The 21,455-nt window shown below is 42.3% G+C and carries 16 protein-coding genes; 11 read left to right on the top strand and 5 right to left on the bottom strand.

Annotation, left to right across the window (positions count from 1 at the left end; all coding sequences use genetic code 11):
• Positions 1-336 precede the first annotated feature (336 nt).
• A complete protein-coding gene (locus tag U4956_RS08080; protein WP_323090071.1) occupies positions 337-1,740 on the bottom strand; it encodes an exopolysaccharide biosynthesis polyprenyl glycosylphosphotransferase in 1,404 nt (467 codons plus the stop codon).
• A gap of 1,120 nt (positions 1,741-2,860) precedes the next feature.
• Between U4956_RS08080 and U4956_RS08075 the strand changes: the two genes are divergently transcribed.
• The 4 genes from U4956_RS08075 (at position 2,861) to U4956_RS08060 (ending at position 7,699) form a co-directional block, all read left to right on the top strand.
• Positions 2,861-3,550 carry a hypothetical protein gene (locus tag U4956_RS08075; protein ID WP_323090069.1) on the top strand — a complete coding sequence of 230 codons (690 nt, stop codon included), beginning with the start codon at positions 2,861-2,863 and terminating at the stop codon, positions 3,548-3,550.
• Between the two features lie 540 nt (positions 3,551-4,090).
• The gene (locus U4956_RS08070) at positions 4,091-5,167 is read left to right on the top strand and encodes an LCP family protein (protein ID WP_323090067.1); all 1,077 of its coding nucleotides are present in this window, start codon (positions 4,091-4,093) and stop codon (positions 5,165-5,167) included.
• Positions 5,168-5,639: 472 nt separating this feature from the next.
• A complete protein-coding gene (gene srtB, locus U4956_RS08065; protein ID WP_323090066.1) occupies positions 5,640-6,434 on the top strand; it encodes a class B sortase in 795 nt (264 codons plus the stop codon).
• 329 nt (positions 6,435-6,763) lie between these two features.
• Complete coding sequence (locus U4956_RS08060; protein ID WP_323090064.1) at positions 6,764-7,699, top strand: hypothetical protein; 936 nt, start codon at positions 6,764-6,766, stop codon at positions 7,697-7,699.
• Between the two features lie 243 nt (positions 7,700-7,942).
• On the opposite strand, the gene U4956_RS08055 is transcribed toward U4956_RS08060, so the two are convergent.
• Positions 7,943-9,139 carry an ATP-binding protein gene (locus U4956_RS08055; RefSeq protein WP_323090063.1) on the bottom strand — a complete coding sequence of 399 codons (1,197 nt, stop codon included), beginning with the start codon at positions 9,137-9,139 and terminating at the stop codon, positions 7,943-7,945.
• A 407-nt stretch (positions 9,140-9,546) separates the two neighbouring features.
• On the opposite strand from U4956_RS08055, the gene U4956_RS08050 reads away from it, so the two are divergent.
• The 4 genes from U4956_RS08050 to U4956_RS08035 all read left to right on the top strand — a co-directional run bounded on the left by U4956_RS08050 (position 9,547) and on the right by U4956_RS08035 (position 13,284).
• The gene (locus tag U4956_RS08050) at positions 9,547-10,371 is read left to right on the top strand and encodes an Ada metal-binding domain-containing protein (protein ID WP_323090062.1); all 825 of its coding nucleotides are present in this window, start codon (positions 9,547-9,549) and stop codon (positions 10,369-10,371) included.
• A gap of 323 nt (positions 10,372-10,694) precedes the next feature.
• A complete protein-coding gene (locus U4956_RS08045) occupies positions 10,695-11,795 on the top strand; it encodes a hypothetical protein (protein WP_323090061.1) in 1,101 nt (366 codons plus the stop codon).
• Between the two features lie 199 nt (positions 11,796-11,994).
• Positions 11,995-12,522 (top strand): DUF4041 domain-containing protein, encoded by a 528-nt coding sequence (locus U4956_RS08040; protein ID WP_323090060.1) that lies wholly within the window; start codon positions 11,995-11,997, stop codon positions 12,520-12,522.
• A gap of 81 nt (positions 12,523-12,603) precedes the next feature.
• The gene (locus U4956_RS08035) at positions 12,604-13,284 is read left to right on the top strand and encodes a GIY-YIG nuclease family protein (protein WP_323090059.1); all 681 of its coding nucleotides are present in this window, start codon (positions 12,604-12,606) and stop codon (positions 13,282-13,284) included.
• A gap of 834 nt (positions 13,285-14,118) precedes the next feature.
• On the opposite strand, the gene malQ is transcribed toward U4956_RS08035, so the two are convergent.
• Complete coding sequence (malQ, locus tag U4956_RS08030; RefSeq protein ID WP_323090058.1) at positions 14,119-15,648, bottom strand: 4-alpha-glucanotransferase; 1,530 nt, start codon at positions 15,646-15,648, stop codon at positions 14,119-14,121.
• A gap of 994 nt (positions 15,649-16,642) precedes the next feature.
• On the opposite strand from malQ, the gene U4956_RS08025 reads away from it, so the two are divergent.
• A complete protein-coding gene (locus U4956_RS08025; protein ID WP_323090057.1) occupies positions 16,643-16,825 on the top strand; it encodes a hypothetical protein in 183 nt (60 codons plus the stop codon).
• Positions 16,822-17,841, top strand: a complete 1,020-nt coding sequence (locus tag U4956_RS08020; RefSeq protein ID WP_323090056.1) for a HipA domain-containing protein — start codon at positions 16,822-16,824, stop codon at positions 17,839-17,841. Before U4956_RS08025 ends, U4956_RS08020 begins: the two co-directional genes overlap by 4 nt.
• 230 nt (positions 17,842-18,071) lie before the next feature.
• On the opposite strand, the gene U4956_RS08015 is transcribed toward U4956_RS08020, so the two are convergent.
• Both U4956_RS08015 and U4956_RS08010 read right to left on the bottom strand, forming a co-directional pair.
• A complete protein-coding gene (locus tag U4956_RS08015) occupies positions 18,072-19,301 on the bottom strand; it encodes a pyridoxal phosphate-dependent aminotransferase (RefSeq protein WP_323090055.1) in 1,230 nt (409 codons plus the stop codon).
• Positions 19,298-20,392 carry a chorismate mutase gene (locus U4956_RS08010; RefSeq protein ID WP_323090054.1) on the bottom strand — a complete coding sequence of 365 codons (1,095 nt, stop codon included), beginning with the start codon at positions 20,390-20,392 and terminating at the stop codon, positions 19,298-19,300. Before U4956_RS08010 ends, U4956_RS08015 begins: the two co-directional genes overlap by 4 nt.
• A gap of 451 nt (positions 20,393-20,843) precedes the next feature.
• On the opposite strand from U4956_RS08010, the gene U4956_RS08005 reads away from it, so the two are divergent.
• Positions 20,844-21,194 carry an ATP-binding protein gene (locus tag U4956_RS08005; protein ID WP_323090052.1) on the top strand — a complete coding sequence of 117 codons (351 nt, stop codon included), beginning with the start codon at positions 20,844-20,846 and terminating at the stop codon, positions 21,192-21,194.
• Positions 21,195-21,455: the final 261 nt, after the last annotated feature.

Genomic DNA, 21,455 nt, shown 5'->3' with positions numbered 1-21,455 from the left:
GTTTAGCCAATTTGTTCAGAGTAGTTAGAGTCAGAAACTTTCCACCTCGAATTCTTTTGATGGATTTGCTCTCAAACTATCCGTTTGGATCAGAAATAAAATCCGCAGAGTGTTTAACTCCCTCGTACTCCTGAAAATCAAAGAAATAAGACCACGAATAATACAAATCTTTATTTTTATCTCTTATTGACCTGTTATTTCTCGTATAGGTTATTAGAAGTATCAGTAAATAATTGAAATTTTACCAGAACTCTACATAGCATAAGAACAGACTGTCACCTACTAGAGAACGGCTTTGGTACTCAATACTAAAAGAAAAGTATGTACTGATTTTGCTTATCTAGCGTCTTTTTTTAAAAGTACATTTTTTACAGTTCTTGCCAATAAAATAAGGTCCAGCCATAAGGATTGGTTATAGGCGTAGTATTCGTCCAGTTCTAAACGTTTCTCAAAAGACACGCTGCTTCTTCCGTGGGTCTGCCACATGCCGGTTAAACCCGGTTTAGACTGGATAATATCCTTATAATATTCACCCATGTCTTCTCTTTCCTGAGGGAGATAGGGCCTTGGTCCGATCAGGGACATTTCTCCTCTGAAGACATTGATAAACTGTGGAAATTCGTCGAGAGAGGTCTCTCTGAGAAAATGACCGGCTTTTGTTACGCGTGGATCATTGGCCAGTTTTTTGTTAGCCTGATACTCTTGGCGGATTGCTTCATCTTTTTCCATCAGTTCATTGAGTTTTTGTTCAGCATTTTCAACCATGGAGCGATATTTATAGATCGTAAATGTCTTTCCACCTTTTCCAATGCGTTCCTGAGAATAAAAAACAGGGCCGTTGTCATTTTCCTTACGATTCAGGTATTTAACGTAAGCTGTCAATGGGCAGAGGGTTAATAAACCGACCACAGCTCCACAAAGGTCTATCGTTCTTTTCAATACTCTTTCGAACAAGCTCATTGATTTTTTTGAGGTAGAAATGAGAAGCATTCCATCAAAATCATCAACGCGAGTATCAACTGTCACCAGACCTTCGATATGGGGAACATACTTGATCGTATCCACAAGATCAATCACACGGTTTTTAATCTGCTTTAACTCTTTCTGGTTCATCTCTGGCATGGCAATAATAACGGTGTCTACATGTTGGGCGTGGATAATATCCTCCAGGTCATCCATTGAATAGACCGGGCAATCCAGATTGTTGATCTGTTCTTGGATCTGTTCCTGGATTTCCTTTGACTCCATCTGTTTTTGCAGATCCAGGTTCATGACATATCCAACGACATTCAATAAGGAACAGTTGTTATTTCTGTAGATCTCATTCAATTTGAATGCCGGTTCGCCAGATCCAATGACCAGTGTGGTGTGCCGGATCTGCTTGGATAAACACACATAGAGAAAACGGGTCAGCAGTAAATTCAATACAAAGTGGATCAGTCCAAAGCCCAGTAAAAGAACAACCTGGTCCCACTGGAAATGGCCGAATTCCAGTTCTGTCCAGATCAGCAGCAAGGTACAAAGAAAGTAGCCGATATAGCTGATCATCAGCGGTTTGAATTCGTTCCAAATGACCACTGGCTGCTCTTTGTTTTTGCCGTATCTTCCCATCAGGGTCTGGATAATGAAATACAGGACTACCAGTTTCACCTCTAGTAAAAGAGGGAAAGGAAAAAGATTGACCAGAATGACTGTCATAATAAATTCGAAGATAAATTTATAGATGCCAAAATTCTTCATGCTGCCTCCTGTTTTTCATTTTCTATGATCCAAATCTCTATGAATGAAATAAATCGCCTCTGCAAAATCCATAGATCGAATCCTATCCAGGAAGAAATCAATAAGAGATCAGTTCTTCAATCTGAATAAATGCCTTCGATCTGCATAGCGGATCAAAAAGCTACACCTCTTATTCATTTCCTATCGGTTTCTGCCGCAAATTCTACTGTTCACTCTACGAATTGAAGATATAAGCAGTAATCTTGAAGCTTTAGGTACTGGAATCCAATCAGGCTTTGTTGGTGATCTTCTCATCTGGAACCTGTTCTGACTCTTTGAAGCCTTCTAATCCTTTCCAGTTCCATGTCTTACCATAATGTCACCCATAGTGAACCATTTTACATAAACATATGAAAAGTGCCTCAAGAAGTGAAATGCAGTAAAAGCAGAATGTCGATCAAAAACTGTCGGGATTTTCAGAATTTCTATAAAGATTTCTTTATCTGTTGGCAGTATGACAATCGGCAAACAGTTCTGTCACCCTTTTCACACTAGACTCACACAATTCATATGCTACGCAGAATAATAATACATTTCCTTAGGCGATGCTACTTTTACTTGCAACGAACTCTGTTTTTGACAGATATCGATGCTTTTTAGTCAGAATGCTAATCTATTGGCGGCATAACAGGCTGTCGACAGGGTGATAATTGGTCGACAGGGTAACAATCTAATGGAAGAGGACAGTCTCTGCTTCTTCTATAGCATGATCAGGTGATCACCTATTTGTAGTTGATAAAAGAGTGTGTTAGGTCGCTCATCTACTCTAGCTAAAAGGTAATTATACTGTTTTCAATTGATCTTCTCTCTGTGCGATTCAAGAAAATAGACAAAAGCAGGTATCTGATGCTTTACTGGGATGAATAGTACAGGAATGAAAATGGCCAGAGAACTTCAATCGAATTTATGGGTTTAATTGATCTCAATTTGACGTCGTTTGATAAAATAACATTCATTTTCTTGAATGGCACATATTCTTCTTGTATATTTACGATGTCGAAAAAGATTTTTTACTTTTCGGCGTCAGAAGGAATATAATTCCTTCAAAAATCACACGGTACAAATGTATTTAGAAAGGACGATGGTAAAAATGAAGATGAAGAAACTCGCATGCGCTCTTGCTGCTGCGGCCATGATGTTTACATCGGCTCCAGTTTTTGCAGCCGATAACAGCCCTGTTCCTGGTGACGTTACAATCACTTATCCAACAGAGGCAGAAGTTCCAGGTGCGTCTTCTGACTACACTGTTGACGGTGTGAAAGTTGAAATCGTTAAATCAGAATTGAGTGAAGATGCTGCTAAAGATGTTGATACACCTGAAAAGGTTATCGATCTGATCCAGAACGCTGGCTTTACTGTACCAAGCGGTTCCACAGTTGTTGTAACTGGTGGTGAATACTCCGCTGAAATCGATGACAGCAAAGTTGATGTAAATGGTCATATCGAAATGGTCATCAACATGGCTGGTACCGAATTTGCAATCGGTCAGTCTGTATTCGTTTTACACCAGATGAAGAATGGTGAGTGGGAAGTTATCCAGACTGTTGTCAACAGCAACGGTGATGTTGTTGCAACTCTGAATGGTCTGTCCCCAGTTGTTATTGCTAAGGTTATGACAGATGGAACTGTAAAACCAACTGAACCTTCTACAACTCCAGATACACCTTCTACTGATAACAAAAAACCAACAAACACTGCTACTAACACCAGCACAAACAAAACTACTTCCACTAAAACTGCAGAAAAAACTTCTCCTTCTACAGCTTGCTAGTTCTGTTTGAAAAGGTAAGTAGAAACAATTTATTGAAAATCACTTCGTAATACAATCTCTTAATAACTGTACTTGTGTGAATGTCTAGACATAAAAGACCGGAGGGCTGCAGAGACCTGTGCTCTTCGGTTTTTTAGTTCAGATTTTCGTATCCTGTTGCTTTGCCCTATTCAGGTGATATGAAGGTAAAAGTAATATGTGACTGTTTGATCTGGATCGTGGTCTGCGTCGCGATCTGATCTGAGTCTTGATTTGATCTGAGTCTTGATTTGATCTGAGTCTTGATTTGATCTGAGTCTTGATTTGATCTGAGTCTTGATTTGATCTGAGTCTTGATTTGATCTGAGTCTTGATTTGGTCTGAGTCTTGATTCGATCTGGATCGCAGTTTGACCTGAGTTGTGATTCGATCTGGATCGTGGTTTGATCCACTGGGTTACGGAAAGCTGTATCTATTTTGCATCCAGTTTCAGGAAATGATTTTCAGTGTTTGTTGGATTCGGTACGGTTCAGGTAGAATTTGTGGGAAAGGATGAATGGTATGAGAAAGAAGCGAAAGAAAAAGAATCGGTTTCTGGTTTTTCTTCTGTCATTTCTGACAGTGGTCTTTGTCCTCCTGGCCGGGGTGGCGACAACCGCCTGGTATCTTCAGGACCAGGGAAAGAAAAAGCTGACTCAGGTAACCGAAACGGCTGGCGATGTTAAACGTGAAGGGCAATATATTCGCTACAAGGGCAAAGAATATAAATATAAGGATACAATGATCAACATTCTGGTTTCAGGTATCGATAAGAATGGATCCATTGATGAAACGGTCCAGGGCATTCAGGGGCTTGCAGATTCGATTGTCCTTGTCAGCATTGATACCGAAAACAATCAGTTGTATCTGACGGCGATTCCGCGCGATACCATGACGGAAATCCGGCAGACGGATACGAATGGCGATTTTGTCCAGACAACGCAGGATAAGCTGTCTTTGCAGTATGGATACGGGGCTGATGCCAAGGAAAGTAATGAGTTGATGGTTAAGGCAGTTTCAAATATTCTGGGCAGTCTACCGATCAGTCGATACTGTTCTTTGTCCATGGATGCTGTGCCCATCATCAACGATACGTTGGGTGGAGTAGATGTGGTCCCTACTGAGGATGTGATCGCAAATGGAATTGTCTGGTTTTATGGCGGGCAGCCGTATCATTTGATGGGCCAGGATGCTTTGAAATATGTTCAAAAACGAGATACGTATGAGCAGGGCAGCGCAATGAACAGACTGGATCGTCAGAAGCAGTATTTATTAGCTCTTTACAATCAAGCCATCAGTCAAATCAAAAGCGATCTGACTTTGCCAATCAGTCTGTACAATGCGGTTTCTCCGTATGTATCCACCAATCTTTCATTGGATGAGATCACCTACTTGGCTACAGAACTTGTAAATATCAATTTCAATCCAGAAAACTTGACGGAGATTCCTGGTGAAGCTGTCTTTGATGAAACGTATAAGGATGGTCGTACGGTCTTTAATGTCGATTACAATGGTCTTCAGGACTGGATCGTTCAGACGTTCTATACAGAAGTTCCAGCGGACAGTTCTGAGCAGGCAAGTTCCGAAGCGAATCATTGAAAATCGGTAGTTTCTGCCTGAGAAGGAAGCAATAGAAATTCGAGAAGTTCTGATTGCCGTGAATGAAGTAGCTGCATAATTCTCTTTGCTGTCTCTTATCCAGGTAAATTTCATGGCTTTGCAGCCACATGTCGGAATGAAAACAATGGATGGATAGGAACTGCTTTCAAGTAAATTTGTCTCTATTCAGCTATCCATGGGTTCTGCTGCCCATCCTTCGTTTCGTGGCTGTTGCCATAAGGAGGCAATATATGGCTCATATACTGCCTATATAATATGGTAGATATTCATAATTTTGGAAAGCTTTTCTTTTCTTCAAGAGCACATTTTCAGGCAGGTTAAAGCGTAGAAAAGAAGCAAAAATCAGAAATGAGTTTCAAGGAAGAAATAAACTGAAGCCAATCAAAATAGCTGAAATAAATGAACATAACTCGAAAAATAGAATCAAATCGAAACAAGGAGAATTCGAATCATGAAAACTAAATCCCTATTTCATCCTTTCAAGGGTCTGATGATCGCCCTGATGGCTGCTGTTGTCCTGTTGAGTGGCTGTTCAAGCGAACCGACAAAGGAGCAAGAGGTCAGCAAAGTTCAGGAGGCTTATCATGAGGTTCAGGAAAGTGTTGTTAAAAAACCTGAAGCGTCCACGGATCCGATTGATCGGGAGATTGATTTTGCAAAGTTAAAAGAAATCAATCCTGAAGTGATCGGCTGGATCTATGTTCCCAATACAGAGATCAACTATCCGATCCTGCAAAGCGAAGATAACGAAAAGTATCTGAATACCAATCTGAATGGAGAGCCAGAAGTCACTGGATCGATTTATATTGAAAATTTCAATGCGGCTGATTTCAGTGATCCAGTCACTTTGGTTTATGGTCATACGACCTTTGACAGCACCGGTGAATATGAATTAGAGACAATGTTCTCTGAACTCCATAATTTTGAAGATCCGGCTTATTTCGAAGCCAATCCGTATATCTACATTTACACGCCTGAAAAAACGATGAAATACCAGATCTTCAGCGCAGTTGTCTTTGATAACCGCTACATCCCAGGCAATTACCAGTTCTTGGATCCAGTGGATTTCCAGAACTATCTGGATGAGCTGCGCAATACTCCCGGTGCCAATGTGAATCGGGATTTAGAAGTCACCCAGGATACCGGAATTCTCACTCTTTCCACTTGTATGGCACCTTCAGGCCAGCCTGGTTCTGATCAGCGTTTATTGATCAATGCAACGGAAGTGCAGGAAGTCGCTCGTTAGTTTCACGGCTAGCTTAGGATGATCCTTACGGTTTTCCTGACTGTTATCCCTAATACTCATATTCAGCCTGTCCTGAAGCCCTGCCGGGCTTCAGGACAGGCTTTTTCTTTCTGACTTTCCACTTTCTCCATCCTGCGCAGATGATTCATTTGAAATCCCGATTACTATCTTTGCGCAAGTTTCAATCGACTTAAACTACTGAAGACAACAATGTAACGAATCCCACCAAAACATTGCCTGTTTATTGACGAAATTCACATAATCATGATTTTTAAATGTGAAGAAGTGGTAGACTTCCCTTACAGCGAAAACTGAAAGGAGATTTTGAAATGAAAAAACATAAACATTTTCTGCTGTCACTGTTTGCAGCAGCTTCTACAGTCTTGGCCCTTTTAGCGCCTGGTTCCGTTCTAGCTCAGGAAAGCACTCCAGATGCAGTTCCTGAAGATGCTTTTGTTGAACTGAATCGGCCGGATCATGCCAGGGAAATGTATCGAGTTTATAACCCAAATAGTGGCGAGCATTTCTATACCGCCAACATCTTTGAGCGAAATGACCTGATTAACCTGGGATGGCGATCCGAAGGAATCGGATGGATTGCTCCAAGTCAAGGCGCAGATGTTTATCGGCTGTACAATCCCTGGACAGGGGATCATCATTACACGACCAATACTGTAGAAAGAGACAGTTTAACGACAGCCGGATGGCGATATGAAGGCGTCGGATGGAAATCCGGAGGAAATATTCCGGCTTATCGGGTATACAATCCAAATTCTCGTTATGCCGGATCGCATCACTACACGACTTCCAAAGGGGAAGCAGATAGTTTAATTCGTCAGGGATGGCGTAATGAACAGGTTGGATGGATGGTTCTTGATTATGGTGAACCTTTCCCGTGGAACGATGGAAACTCTGGTTCCTCATCAACGACTACCAATCCAGGTCAGAACTCCTCACAGACCCAGCTGCCTTCGCAGCCAACCACTCCGACAAATCCAGCAACGCCAACTACTCCAACAAGACCCTCTGGCTCCTCTTCCTCTAATTCCACCAAATTCTCTACAGAGGGATTACATGAAGTCCCAGAAAATCAGGCAACATATATAGCTAACACTAGTAAAAGTTCAGGTGTTTTCCATCGTAAAGGTTGCGAGCATGTTGATAAGATGAAAGAGGAGAATAAATTCTACACAGATTCTGATGCAATGGAAATCATGGGGAATGGTTTCCGTCCATGTAAAAACTGCCTGAAAAGTTTGCAGTAGAATTGGCAGCCTGATCGTCAGTTCCGTTTTGCCTTCACAGATTCAGGAATGAACGTGATCGTCTGTTTGGCACTACGAATATCGTGTGGCTTTCTGTGGTATGTGTCAGAAATATAAACCAGAAAGAAATTCAAAAACAGCCGCAATCACTTGTCTTCAAGTGATTGCGGCTGTTTTCTGGACCAGAATTACACAGCTGAATAACAAGTTTATCTTGGACAGACAGATTACGCAATCTGATATTTATGCACGCTCTTCTAAAAGGAAGTCAATAATGTTTTGATGGATGATGCCGCGATCGGTCATTGGAATTTTATCCAAGGTAAGAAGAATTTTGGGATAGTTGTCCTGGATTTTCATGAAAGGTCGCAGTTCTCTTTCGCGGGTATTTTCATCAAGAACAGAAGCGCAGACTTGATAGTAGTAAACTCTGTCTCCTTTTGTAGCCATAAAATCAACTTCCTCTTGGCCAGTTCTTCCAGTATGGATGGTATATCCGCGTTTCTTCAGTTCCAGAAAAACGACATTTTCAAGAACTCTTCCCAGATCACGAAATTGATTTCCACTCAGGAAATAGCGCAGACCAAGATCACCAAAATAATATTTTTCCTGTCGTTCGAGGATTCGTTTCCCTTTCAGGTCATATCTTGAAACTGCAAAAACCAGAAAACCATCTTCAAGGGCTCCAAGATAATTATCAATAGTCATTGGAGTCGTCTTTCTTCCGGCGCTGGTCAGGTAATCGGCAATGCGCTTGGCAGAGCTTGGATTCGATATATTGTCTGCCAGATATCGGCTCACCGTTTCCAGAAGAACCACATCAGAAAAGCGTCTTCTTTCCACGATGTCTTTTAGAAGAACGGTATTAAAAATCCCGCGCAGGTATTCTGTACGCCTTTCCTCATCAAGATCGATTGCAGCCGGAAGACCTCCGGTCTTCATAAATTGCATAAAGCGTTCTTCCTTATTCCCTGGATTCATCTGGAGAAATTCCGCAAAGGTAAATGGATAAACCGGGATTTCCACATATCTTCCGGAAAGGCGGGTTGACAGTTCTCCTGAAAACATTCTGGAATTCGATCCCGTGATGTAGATGTCGGTATTTTCTTTGAGCTGTAAGGAGTTTAGCGCTTTTTCAAAGGACTCGATTTCCTGAATCTCGTCAATAAAGATGTAGTTCATCTGGTCTGCAACCAGATGGGAACAAATATAGTCGTAAAGCTTATGATAATCATGGAGATCTTCAAAACGCAGATCTTCCATGTTCACAGAAATAATCTGTTCTTCTTTAACGCCCTGTTCCATCAGCCTTTTCTGGTAGAGTCGGAGTAATGTTGATTTCCCGCTTCGTCTGACTCCGGTCAGGGTTTTGATTAAGTCTTTGTCCTTGAATCCTGAAATTTTATCCAGATATTCAGTGCGTTCAATGAGCTTTTCCATAATTTTTCTGCACCTCCATTCATCCTTTTCGTTTTGAAACGATCTCTATATAGACATTAAGAGTGCGACGCATCTTCCAACAAATTATAGTTAACTATGATTTGTTGGATTAAGTTTACTTTATTATAGTTCACTATATGATATTTGAATTTCATAATTTTATTATAGTTGACTATAATTTTTCCCTTCTTGTATTCATATTCCTGGTTCGATGAGGCATGCTTGTTTTCGAGCTGGCAGAGTCATGGATTCATAACGCTGACTTCCCTGTTCTATGTGTGGTCTCCATCAATTTCATGGTGGTTTTCAGCCATCTACAGCTGAAGTTCATATAGGCATTGTTTGTGAAAGCATTATAGTGATACACTCGATTTACACATATTTTTCATAACAGAGAGGGGATTGAAATGAATAGATTCAAGCGATTTACAACTTCACTGATCGCATCTGCTTCTACATTGATGGCTTTTGCGGCTCCTGCTGCTATTCTCGGGCAGGAAGCAACTTCCATTACATTAGAAGATACTGGTTCGGTCGAAATGTATCGTGTCTACAATCCAAACAGCGGCGAACATTTCTATACAGGCAACAGTGCTGAACGGGATTCCCTAGTTAGCAAGGGATGGAAAAACGAAGGGACTGGATGGATTTCTCCGACTGAAGGCGATGACGTCTATCGTTTATACAGTCCTGCGACTGGAGATCATCATTACACCACCAATGCCGGAGAGCGGGATGCTCTGACCAGTGCGGGATGGAAGTATGAGGGCGTCAGCTGGAAATCTGGTGGAGATATTCCTGCATATCGTGTTTTCAACCCGAATGCAAGTGGAGCTGGTTCCCATCACTACACCACTTCACAGACTGAAGCGCGGTCTTTAGTTTCAGCTGGATGGAAAGATGAACAGATTGGCTGGATGGTTAAGGGATATGGTGAACCCGTTTCCTGGAACAACGGAAATTCTGGATCTAATTCTTCAAATCCATCTACACCAGACAATCCAGGCACTCCATCAACTCCAAATACACCAGGAAACATGAATGCCTATGGTCTGCGTGAAGTATCCGCAGATCAGGCTAACTATGTGGTCAATACGCATACCGGAAAATTTCACCATCCCAATTGCGGGCATGCTCATAAGATGCAGTCGCGAAATCGTTTCTATACCAACTCCACCTCGGCTGCCATCCAGAATGCGGGCTTCTGTCCTTGCCAAGTCTGCAAGCCATAGCGAATATTCCTGATCAGGAAATTCGCCTCAACAGAATCTATCAATAAAGAGCGGACAGAATCCGGTATGATCGGATTCTGTCCGCAGTTTCATTTTCATTCTATAATCCGAACTGGAAGCGACTGGTGTAAATCGGATATCAATTGTCATTTGTACCATTTTTAACGAAGGATAACTCTGATTTCAAATGGACAATAGACATTTACAATCGGTCAAAGCAGACTGTAATCAAAGGCAAAATGAATCCATCCTTTTGCCAAGAACAAACTTGAAATCCTTTTGTGAAAAACTTGGTTGGATTCAGTAAGCCGGGAGGAAAAAGAATGAGTTCTAACGAAAATCACGAAAGCAACAATAATGACCACTCTGATATGGATACTTTGAAGGCAGTAATGGGATTTGATGTTTCCACGATAGATGAACATTCCATGCGGGGAAAGACGACCACAAAGCTGAACCTGGATCCTGAAACAAAGATGCAATTAAGTAACCTGTTCAGCCATGCGCTGCCAATGTACGCTAATCGTGTTTATGCGGATGCGTATCGAGTGAGCTTTCCCGAAGGGTTGCCGCATACCCTTATGAGTCTAAAGCAGGGCGGCTTTGGGTCTCACATTAAAGGGGAAGATGGTCGATTTGTAGGAACAGCCAGTTTCTATCCTCTCGGTAGTCTGGCAACGATCAGTCAGATTTATGAGATTGCCTCCATTGTAACCTCGCAATATTATCTTGCTGAAATCAGCAAGGAATTAAAGATGGTCAACCAGAAACTGGATTCTGTTCTTGAATTCCTGTATGGGGATAAACGTGCAGAGCTTTTGGCAGAAATGGATTTTGTCCAATATGCATATCAGAACTATTCTTCGATCAGTTCCTATCCTGTCCAGATTCAGGCTACATTAACCAATCTTCAGGAAGCCAGAAAGGTAGCCTTGAAAGATATTGAGTTCTATCTGGAGGATCTCGATAAAGCTACGCTTGCCCGTTTTGGCAGTGAAGGCGATCTGGATAAAAACTACAAGAAAGTTGAAAAGATCAGTGACTGTATTGAACTGGCTAAGCAGGTTTATCTGATGAGTGTGCTGCTTGAGATTTTCTATGCGCAGAACTTCAACAAGAACTACCTGAGCTATGTTGAAAAGGATCTGCTTGGAATGGTCAATCGCTGTGATCGACGGATGATCAGCAGTCTGAGTACTCTTGTTGGTCAGATCAAGGCGTTTAACACGGGCCCTATTTCCCTGCCGCTCATTGGATCGGTCAATAAAAACAAATACCTGAATCCATTGAATTACAAGATCCAAGCTTTAAGTGATAACCAGGACAGTGAGCTGAAACAGACTTTAAAGCAGATTCTAAAACATGCTACGGAACCTGTACAGATGTGTATTGAAAGTAATGGCGAAGTCTATCTGATCGACTAAGAGTCCATGATTGATTGACAGGCGGCTGATCTAATCATCAGCTGTAGATTCTATATCTATCTTGTCAGTGTTTTATATCTCGCTTTGGTATGATAACACATCTTCATCCCGATTTTCTTACCATATTATATGGTGTGATTATACTGGGTGATCAAAGAACAAAACATAACAGACTCCAACTAGGTAAAGGAAAATAGGAATGGGATTATTCAACAAGAAGGAACTCGCTAGAATTGCGGAGCTCGAAAAAGAAAATGCTGCTTTACAGGAAACACTTGCCAAAACACATGGTCTTTCCATTGCGCAAGAGGAGAAGTATCTGGAGACTCTTCAAAAGCAAAAGCAAAGGGAAATGAGTGTACTGGCAAACCTCATTGATGAAGTAGATGCTCTTGAAAGCAAGAAAAATTTGATCCAGAAAAGCTTAGATAGCTTAAATTTAGAGGTTGATTATGCAGAAATCGGCCTGTATAAGCCGCCTTACTCTGCCATGACCAGTGACAAATATAAAGCGCAGCTGGATAAAAATCGCCAATTGCAAAAGACAATGATCAAAAATGGAACTGCGGTCACTGGAAATATGGATTGGACTGTCAATGGGGATAAAAAAGCGGGACAGAAGATGGTGAATGATGCCATTAAAATGGTGTTGCGCGCTTTTAATAATGAATGCACCGTAATTGTAAACAAAGTGAAGTATGGCAATTATGCAAATGCGAAAAATTAGATTCTTAAAAATGCAGATCAGATTGAGAAACTTAATAAGACGCATTCTATACAGATTTCAGAACCCTATATTGGCTTAAAATTGGATGAGCTCAGTCTTCAATACCACTATCTGCAAGAGAAACAGCGGGAAAAAGAAATCTTGAAGGAGCAACGGGCAGCCGAACGTGAACTGGCCAAGCAGCAAAAAGAGGTTGAAGCCAAAAGGAAAACTCTTCAAAAAGAACAGACACACTATCAACAGGCCAAAGAAAAATTTGCGGCTCTTCTTTTGAATGCAACCGAAGAGGAAAAAGTAGAGATCAGAAATGAGATTGAAAAAATTGATCGTACACTTGAAGATATCGATGCTAATCTTAAAGACGTAGATTATCGAGAAGCAAATCAAAAGGCTGGGTATGTCTACGTCATCAGTAATATTGGGTCTTTTGGAGAGGATATATATAAAATTGGCATGACCAGACGTCTGGAACCTCTTGATCGCATTGATGAACTTGGAAGTGCGTCAGTACCATTCCAATTTGATGTTCATGCCATGATTTTCTCTGATGACGCTCCGGCTCTGGAAGCCAAACTTCATCAACGTTTTGATCATCAAAAGGTGAATATGGTGAATGGACGAAAAGAATTTTTCAAAGTTCCACTGGCTGAAATTATGAAAGCTGTAAAAGAATATCATGCCCAGGCTGTAGAGTTTACTGAAAATCCAGAAGCAGCTCAATACAGAGAATCTCAGATTCTAAGACAAAATTTGCATGAATGAATTAGGAATTCTAATTTCCTGACAAATTTTGATAAGTAAGGCCCATAAGGATAATCTGAACATCAGATCTAATTTTTTTTGAGTATTATCGAGTGCCATCAAATCTTATCAAATATGCTCGAAACATATACTGAAAAAGCGGCGACCAGTCCCGTCAAGGGGCTGTCTGCCGCTTTTGAATGTTGAGAAAGATTTTTCTGAAAATCTCGGTCTACTTGAATATCGTCTTTAGATATTCGATTTCACATTGAATGCAATGAAACAGAGTCAATCTGAAACTTGGGATTTTGCAAATTTGCTGGATGAATTGATCTTTTCTATTCAAGATCGTTTTTTCAACAAAACAGGGCCGCCAACCTTGCAGCTACCGCCCGATTGAGCAGCTGCAAGGTTGGCGGCCAGACTCCTGAGAGATTTTCGGTTTTCCTCTTCCATAGTAGCTCAACAATAACGCAATGTGTTGAAAATTGTCACAAAAAAACATTTTTCTGTCCAAGCGGGCGCTCACTTTCCCTGTTCTGTGACTTCTCTTCCTACTTTTCACTTCTCGCTGACTGCTTTATCTGCTTTTCGCCTGCTTGCTGACTGTCCTTCGATGGTTCTTTGACTGCTCACTGACTATCCTTCGACTGCTCTCTAACTATTCTTCATCCGCTCTCTCTTACTCAAAGAAAAATCCCATGGTCTGGCAGAATACCTGGATCATGGGATTTATTTTATTTCAGTTTCGGTTTTGACCAGATTCCCGTCTTTGTATGAGACGAAAGTCTGTTATGCAAATATCGCATTGAAACTGGCTGGATCTGGATTTGTTGATGCGGATGGGACGAATGGTTAGTCTTCGTCGTCTTCCGAATCTTCCTCTACAACCGTTACCGGCTGGGCTTCAAATCCAGGAATACGTCCGGCTGTTTCGAGCCAGCCGCGGATTTTTTCCAGTTCGCTCGGGAAGACTTTGAAGTCTTTGAGCTTCCAGGTCCAGTTGTCCCCCTGAGGGTTGGTTGGATCGTTGATCTGGCCTGCTTCTTTTAAGCCGATGACATCCTGCATTGGGATCATGGCGATCTTTGCGTTGGAGTCGATGGCGTAGTGGCAGACAAGATCGTGGAAGGGGCGGTGCAGATAGTTTCTTTTCTTGAAGAAACGACGCAGCGCGATTTTGCGGTTATTGCTGAAACCTGCATAGTCCTGTTCGAGCGTTGGCGTGTCGTAGAAGGTGGTGTACACCACGGAGTTTTCCACGGCTGGACGTTTGAGCAGTTTGGTTTCCATCCGGTACTGTAAAACGTCCATGATTGGAATATCAAATTCTTCTTCGAGCGCTTTTAAGGAAGGGCGTAATTCTCCCTGGTCTTCGGCTGTAAGAAGTACTCCTGGCAGGTCATTTTTTACTTTTTCAAGCAAGGGTCTGCCTGGGCCTGGGGCCCACTGGCCATATTGCGGGTTGCGGTTTTCTGGCACTTTCCACAAGAAGTCAAAGCCTTTGAAGTGAATAATGCGGATGCCATCAAAGTTTCTTGCTGTCCAGCGGAAACGGTCTCTGAAGGATTTGTAGTCATCATCGCGGATCACGTCAAAGTTGTACATTGGTTTTTCCCAGACCTGTCCTTTTTCGTGGTATGGATCAGGTGGGCAGCCCGCTAACTGCACCGCTCGGCCGTCACGCTGAACCATATATTCGCGTTTACGGCTCCATACGTCTGCGCTGTCGAGGTTTACGAAGAAAGGTACGTCCTGCATCAGGATGAGGCCTTTTTTGCGTGCATAGGCGCTTACTTCGTCGAGCTGTCTGTAGAAAATAAACTGAAGGAACTGAATGTAGAAAATCTGTTCAACATAGTCGCGCAGATTGACTCCCTGTAATTCTGGCCAGGTTTTAAATTCTTCTGGCCATTGGGTCCAGCCTTTTCCTTCATTGAGCTGTCTGAACAGTTCATAAGCTGTCCAGTTGTTTAACCACCAGGCTTCGCGTTTAAACTGTTCGAATTCTGGTTTCCATTTTTTATAGTTTTTACGGAATGCTTTAAAGGCCCTCTGAAAATAGGGTTCCTTAAATTTGCGGACCGTGTCGTAGTCGACGACGTTTTTGAATTTATTACAGTTGACAACCGAACTCTGGGTCAGAAGCTCCATTTCAGCTAAGCGGTCGATGTTGATATAAATCGGATCGCCCGCATAGGCAGATGCCATGCTGTAAGGAGAATTGTCTTCCTGTACAGCCTGAATTGGCAGCATGGACCAGATTTTGATTCCGGCTTTGGTCAGTTCGTCGATCATCATTAAAGTTTTCTGTCCTAAATCTCCGATGCCCTGGTTACCTGGTACAGAGAATAAAGGCAGTAAGATCCCGGCTTGTCTTTCCATTTCCAATCACCTATTCTATTTCTTCTTATTTTTTTCCTGTTTTTTTCGAATTACCGACATTTTACCATGTTTTCGGGTCATTTTAGCATGTTTTTCGTACAATTCCAAAGCCTTTTTAAAACTTTAGCGCATGGAGTTTGACAAAAAAATCATATGGGACTCCCCCAGCCGGCGCAATTTGGGCACTTTTTAAATCTGCAGCATTCTGCCCTGGGTGTATTTGCGGGGTGTTTTTGCCTTACTTCAAGCATAATTTAATCTTTTCCCTAAAAATAGACTGATATAGATATGATTTTTTTGCCTTTCCTTTACATCTTTGCTTTCGCCATTTTATAAAGGTAAAGAAATCGTGAAGGTCTCATTCAAAGAAGACAGGTTATTCAAAAACAGGATCAGTGAATATGCTTCAGCTGTATCGATTTCGGTTTTATTGTAACATTTTCAATTCATCCCGTAACCTATAATTTGATATTTTAATCCCTCGATCCGCAAAAAGAATTCTTCAAACTGTGTTACTATTGAATCTGATACACCCTGAAGCTGGTTCAGGAATTCATTTTCCGGCATTTCTTTTTGCGAAAACACAAGTTTCAATCAGTTTTCAATCAGTATATTGCTTTTATCAGATATCAATCCAAACCTGAACGGTGTTATTTCCAATCATTGCTTCTGCTGTTTTGGGAAGTTTGCGTGTGGTACAATTTTTCCTTTCTCTGTCCTTTCTCTATCCTATCTCTTCTCTCTTCTCTCTTCTCCGTCCTGTCTCTTCCCTTCTGTCTCTTTCATTCGGTTGTGATCTTATTGAGATAGATCAACGTTTCAAAAGGGGAAAACCTCGAAAAGGTAAAAAGAAAATGGCCTTCTCAAAAGCCTTTATTGAAGATGATAAACTGAATTCATGAAGTCGTAATTCTGTCAAAAGAAAAGCGAGAAATTGAAAAGGATGGAAAGAAAATATAATCCAAGCGACTGCGACTGGTATGCGGGAGGATTTATGGAGAAAGTTTACGATGGCGTCGATCGATGGAAAAAGAGTGGATCGGTTGCTGACCGGGCAAAAGTCCGAAACGATATGATGGCTCTGCGGACTTCGCTGAAGATTCTGGCTATGGATGGCGATATTTCGACTGAGCAGTGCGATGAAATGCTGGATTATTTTTTGAGGATTACGTTGTGAACCGCCAGACGACTTTGGATTTATCGAATTCAGCATTGGATTGGTGTAACTACGCAGGATCCGAGCGAAATTACAGCGTTGTCCTTGATGGCGTGGTTTATATGGTTAAAATGCCAGATCAGGTGCGTGAGTTCAACAATAGTTTGTCGTATATGAATAATCAGTTTTCAGAATATGTAGGCTGTCATATTTTTGAGAGCGTCGGTATCCCGGTTCAGAAGACTTACTTAGGAAAACACAATCGCAATGGAAAAGAAGTCATCGTTGTGGCCTGTCGGGACTTTCAAAATGATGGCATCCGTTTATACCCAATGAAATATATCCATATGACATATAGCCATTCCAGAGACATTTTCAGTTCCAGAAGGGGCAATCGAAACAACACGATTCGTAAAGTCTATGATTTGATTCATGGATTGAACGATCCAGAGTTGGAGATTGAAACGATCAGACGCTTCTGGACAGTCTTTGCGATTGATTACCTGATTGCCAACCAGGACAGGCATCTCGAAGACTGGGGGATGGCGAAAACTGTTGATGGAACAAGAATCCCCGCTCCAGTTTATGATTGCGGATCTTGTTTGCTTCCGTTTTCCAGTGATGAAGCATTGGCTGAAGACATGACAATGCCCGATTCGTTCAATGAAGACAGCCTGACTGTTCTGACTCCTTTTTCAGATGAAACGACAGGTCGGCGATTATCGTTCAGAGATATCTTTGAGTCAATGCCTGCTGATTTAGAAGCAGCTTTGGCAGATGTTTTTCCAAAAATCAATCTGGTGGATATTTATCGTATCATTCAAGAAACGCCCTTTATGTCAGAGATTCGAAAAAAGGCGATGATGGAATCTATCCGGATCCGTTATAGCCAGGTTTTATTAAGAAGTTATATCCGGGTTGTTCATAAAGATCTCTCTGTCCACGAGCAGAACAGAATCATCAGCCGCACAAAAAGCTCAACAAATGCTGCTTTGCGAAAACTTGGATATACGCCACTGACTCCAGAACAAAAGTAGAAAGTGCGTTCTGTAGAAAGAATGCTCTGTAGAAAAAGTGTTCTTTCGAAAAATAAGCCACACGTCATCGCAACCTATCATCAAGAATACAAAAAGCGGGCGGAAGCAAACTCAATTGCTTTCGCCCGATATTCTATTCTTCTCTTTGATCTTCTCTGCGGTCGGAAAGTCTGGACTTTGCAGGTCGGCTTTTCTGTTAAAATCTGTTTTCCTTCCTTGCTTATCTTTGCTTAGGCCACTGTATCCAGAATGGCTTTCATGCGGGCTGCCAGGCCTTTGACTTTATCCAGAGGCATGGAGCAGATGGCAACGCGGATGCCTTTGTTGACTTTGACGGTATAGATCTGCTCATTCATCAGGGCTTCGTGGTATTTGTCACGGGTATCATTGTCCATCGCCAGTGTCACAAAGAAGCCTTCTTTATATGGGTAGGTCTTCAGGCCGGCTTCATTGGCTTCTTTGAGGAACAGGTCGGATCTTGCTTTTAACAGGTCGACGTATTTCTGTTTTTCAGCCAGGTATTCCGGTTTCTTTTCTTCCATGACAGTCGCAAACATTTCCATGGCGCCGTTATTGATGTTCGACCAGGTCGCCCGGGCAGATTTTTCGAAGACCACTTTGAGTTCTTCGACGCCTTCCAGGGTTTTGGCAAGCAGGATGGCCGCTCCACAGCGCAGGCCATAGCTGGTCATGGATTTGGAAATAGAGAAAGCCACGATCACCGCAACTTTATCGGAGATTTCGTCAAAGCAGGTGAAGTATTTTTTCGCGTAGGCACCGCGATAGGAGAAGTCGATGTAGGCAATATCGTTAATCAGAACGACATCATGGGTTTTGGAGCATTCATTTAAGAAAGCAATAACTTCTTTCCATTCATCTTCACTCATCGAATAGCCAGTTGGATTATGGCAGGGATCATTGATGATTAAAACCAGACGTTCCTGTTTGGCCATGACTTCTTTGCATGTGGCTTTAAAGGAACTCATATTGAAATGATCGCCATCAAATAAGGAGTAACGGGCCACTTCAAAGTTATTCATCTGGGCCATCAGAGCATAGGAACCCCAGGCAATTTCTGGGATGATCAAAGTCTGGCCTGGTTCCAGACAGTTTTCGATGGACATGCCAACTGCGCCCGTTCCACCTGGAGTAGCGATGACTTCTTTATACAAATCGGAATTGCCATCCAATACCCAGTCGATGGCATCTTTCTGGAAGTCGGGGTTTCCGGTAAAGCTGACGGCATATTTGGCCAGGTGGGCGTCGTCGATGTTTTTTAAGGTAGAGAAGACGGTATTCAGAGTTGCAAGTTTTCCTTCTTCGGTATAAAGCGATCCAATGACCGCGTCGACGACTTGATCGTCGCCGTATTTTGCTTTCGCCTCTTTAGCGAGTTCGACTACCGCAAAAACGGTATCGACAATTGGGGTGCGGTTTGCGCTGTCTTTGACAAAACTCATAATTCTTCATCCTTTCTGATTGAAAAACTGCCAAGCCATCGGCGGATAGTGCACACAGGGCCTAAGGCCTGCATGCAGGCTTCAAGATTTTGTCCCTTCAGATCTCCTTCCGCCTGGACATAGAAGAAATATTCAAACGGGTGACCTTTTCTTGGGCGGGACTGGAGGGAGTCCATATTCAGGCCAAAAGCGGAAATCACGTTGATCGCCTTGGCCAGGGATCCAACGGTGCTGTTGACGGAGATCAACAGACCGCAATGATCACCAGGTTCGGTGTTTTCATGAGCGCTGATCACCAGAAAACGGGTGGTATTGGAGGAATCGGACTCGATATTTTCCGCCAGAACTTTCAGGCCATAGAGCTGAGCGTTTTCTTTGGCGCCAATGGCAGCTTTGGTTTTATCTCCGGTCTGAGCAACATATTGCGCTGCCATGGCTGTATTGGGATACGGGACGGTCTGCACATGCAAAGCATCCAGAAAATCTTTGGATTGCCACAAAGCCTGATCTTTGGAGTAGACCCATTGAATATCAGACAGTTCGGCTTCTTCCAGACCAAGCAGACATTGCTTGATGCGAACATCCGCGACCTGGTCAATAAACACCGGATAATTCATCAGACCATCCAGAACTTCACCAACCAGTCCGGAATTGGAATTTTCCAAAGGCAGGACACCATATTGGGCTTCATGGCGGGTTACAGCTTTAAAGACTTTGCCAAAACTGGAGCAGGACTTCAGGTTTGCATATGGAAAAAGTCTGCCTGCGGCTGAATGGGCAAACGCGCCTTCCACCCCACAATAGGCAACGGTGTTGAGCGATAGCAGTTCTCGTTCCTGCTTTTTGGCCAGATCCATCAGCTGCTGCAGCCAGGTAGCAAAATCTTCTTTGAACTCCGGATTTTGAATCCGGTCTTTTCCTTTTTCCAGCACGATCTTTTCGCGGCTTTCATCGAAGACCGGCAGACCATGTGCATCTTTATAGCGGGCGACATCCAGAACCAGATTCAGCCTGGCTTCAAACAGCGCGGCTAACTGATCATCGATGGCGTCAATTTCCTTTCGAATCTCGTTGAGTTCTTTCACAATCATCACCTTTTCATTGTGGGTATTTTACCATCGCAAAAAGTTTGGCCCAAAGTCTGCCTGCTTTACTTCCCTTCAGGTTGGAAAACCTGTTCCATTTTTCATTGATTTTCATCCGTTTTCAAAGCTGATCGTCCTTTTTCCCTTCAGGTTGCCTGGTTTGCAGGATTTCAATTTCATGCCGCTTTCCAAAAAGGATAAAATAACTCCATGTCTATCGATGGATTTCAATATAGGTTCGCAACATAGGTTTGCAGTACGGAGTTTCAACATAGGTGTTCAGGATGCTCTTTTCTGAAAAGCAGGCCCATATTCACAAAACCCGGTGATATCCTTCCCGAATTTTGATCTCTATCGTCCGCGGACGATAGACCGATCTGCCTGATTATCTGCCTGATCTGCCTGAAAATGGGGAACAAAAAGAAGAAAAGAAAAGCGAAGAAAAAGAGGTGAGGCCATGCAAATAGAAACCTTGGATACCGAATATATCGAACAGGTAACTGATGCCTTCCTAAAAACTATCTCCGCTTTTTCGAATGGCGAAGGTGGAATGATCACCTTTGGGATTACTGATGACCAAAAAGCAGTTGGTCTTTCCAATCCCGAAAGGGCTACCCTGCAAATCGAAAATACGATCAATGATTCCATTCAGCCGCTTCCTCAATATCGAATTCACATTGATACTGAAAATAAAACCGTTTCTCTTCAGATCAGCGATGGTCCTTTTAAGCCTTATTACTGGAGAAACAAAGCCTATATTCGCCATAACTCTTCCAGCGTAGAGATGGATATGATATTAAACAGTTAATATTTGATGTAACTTATTGATGATAATTGTCTTATGTTGTATCAACAGCTGGCAGAAAAAATGTCCTGGCTTTGCATCGGTTGAAGCTAGGTGCTGCAGCAGATACAGCCCTGTTCAAAGAGCTGATCCTGAAACCAGGATTCAGCATTTAGCTTGCCGGAACAAAAGGTGGTCCTCATTAAGGCGAAAAAAAATCCGTTAAATTTTTATAAAGACATAAATATTGTCAGAACGCCTGTTAAACTCAGCTCAATGAAAGTT

Source organism: Allobaculum sp. JKK-2023, from assembly GCF_034745455.1.
Classification (GTDB): domain Bacteria; phylum Bacillota_I; class Bacilli_A; order Erysipelotrichales; family Erysipelotrichaceae; genus Allobaculum.
The sequence above is the reverse complement of the archived record's forward strand: the minus strand, read 5'-3'. Positions and strand labels throughout refer to the sequence as shown.